Source organism: Brachyspira pilosicoli (assembly GCF_008016535.1).
In the GTDB taxonomy this organism is placed as follows: Bacteria; Spirochaetota; Brachyspiria; order Brachyspirales; family Brachyspiraceae; genus Brachyspira; species Brachyspira pilosicoli_A.
This window is the reverse complement of record NZ_SAXY01000083.1, coordinates 1-1,581: the sequence shown is the minus strand read 5'-3', so window position 1 is coordinate 1,581 and position 1,581 is coordinate 1. Positions and strand designations below refer to the sequence as shown.

Sequence of the window (1,581 nt, the reverse complement as noted above, 5' to 3'; positions counted from 1 at the left end):
TATTTTTAAAATATATAAAAGTGATAAAAAGCATAGTTTCCAAAGAAAGTTTTCTTGGTCTGCCATTATTAAAACCTTTATATACTTTTCTTAATTCTTCTAAAAGAAATAAATATGTTTTTTTAAGCCAATCACACTTTGACAATCAATCATTTTTATAAAATCCTTTTTTACGAATATATTAACATAATTCTTACTTCTTTGAAACTATAAATTGATTTGTCAAGTACTTTTGAAACAAGTCTAATACCTCTAAAATAAATATTTTTGATGAATACTGCTTAAAAAATAAATTAGAGAGGAGATATATTCCTATAGCAACACCAAGATATAACGGCGTAGTAGAAAGAGTACACGGCATAGACGAAAGAGAATTTTATTCACGATTAAATAAAAATATCACAGTAGAATTATTGAGAGAAAAATTAAAAGAATATACACATTTTTATAACAATCAAAGATTGATTTCTTCGCTAGGTTATATTACAATCAAAGAAAGAATCAAAAATATTATAGCAAGTAAAAGTACAATATCTATGGCTCCATGACAAAGTACAATATCTATGGCTCCATGACAAATAAATTTTAAAATGCTTTAAGGGGAAATGATGAACTTAGAAGAAGCTAGGAAAAAAATAGAACAATTAACTGCAACTATTAACTATCACAATAAACTTTACTATACAGATGATAACCCTGAAATAGAAGATTATGAATATGATAAACTCTTTAGAGAATTAGAAAATCTTGAGAGGGAGTTTCCAGAATTAAAAAAAGAAGACAGCCCCACAAATAAAGTAGGAGGCACTATACTTGAAAAATTTGAGAAGTTTGAGCATCCTATTGCAATGTACTCGCTTTCTAATGTTATGAATGAAGAGGAGTTTTTGGATTTTGATAATAGAATGCAAAAGGAGCTTAATGCAAGTAGTATTAAATATACTGTTGAAAATAAATTTGACGGACTTGCTTTAGAGTTAATATACGAAAAAGGAAAACTTACAGTTGCAAGCACAAGAGGAGACGGACAAGTTGGAGAGAATGTTACTAATAATGTTAAGATGATAAACAATGTTCCAAAAAGCATAAAAGAGACTAAAAAACTTATTATACGAGGAGAAGCATTAATAACAAAAAAAGATTTTGAAATCTTAAACAAAGAGAGAGAAGAACTTGAAGAGATACCTTTTGCTAATGCAAGAAATGCAGCTGCTGGAGGATTAAGGCAATTAGACAGTGCAGAAAGTAAAAAAAGAAGATTAAAATTCTTTGCATACCAGATTGCAAATTACAAAGATTTTGATTTAACTAATGAATATAAATCAATGGAGTTTTTATCAGAATTAGGCTTCACAGTTGAAGGCGTTCACCCAAATATCGATGCTAAAAAAGTATTAGAAACTTATTATAATATACAAGAAAATAGAAGTAAAATGGACTATGAAATTGATGGACTTGTAATAAAGGTTGATGATGTTAAGTATCAGGAGAAATTAGGATTTTTGTCACGTGCTCCAAGATTTGCAGTAGCGTTTAAATTTAAGCCAGAAGAAAAAGAAACTATTTTAAAAAACATAGAAG

Annotated in this window: 2 protein-coding genes; both read left to right on the top strand. The window is 28.1% G+C overall.

The features are described 5' to 3' along the window. The first annotated feature begins 257 nt into the window (after positions 1–257). Positions 258–548 carry an integrase core domain-containing protein gene (locus tag EPJ72_RS12795; protein WP_147732495.1) on the top strand — a complete coding sequence of 97 codons (291 nt, stop codon included), beginning with the start codon at positions 258–260 and terminating at the stop codon, positions 546–548. Between the two features lie 60 nt (positions 549–608). Then, on the top strand, positions 609–1,581 hold a 973-nt coding region (gene ligA / locus EPJ72_RS12790; protein ID WP_147732494.1), incomplete at its 3' end, for an NAD-dependent DNA ligase LigA.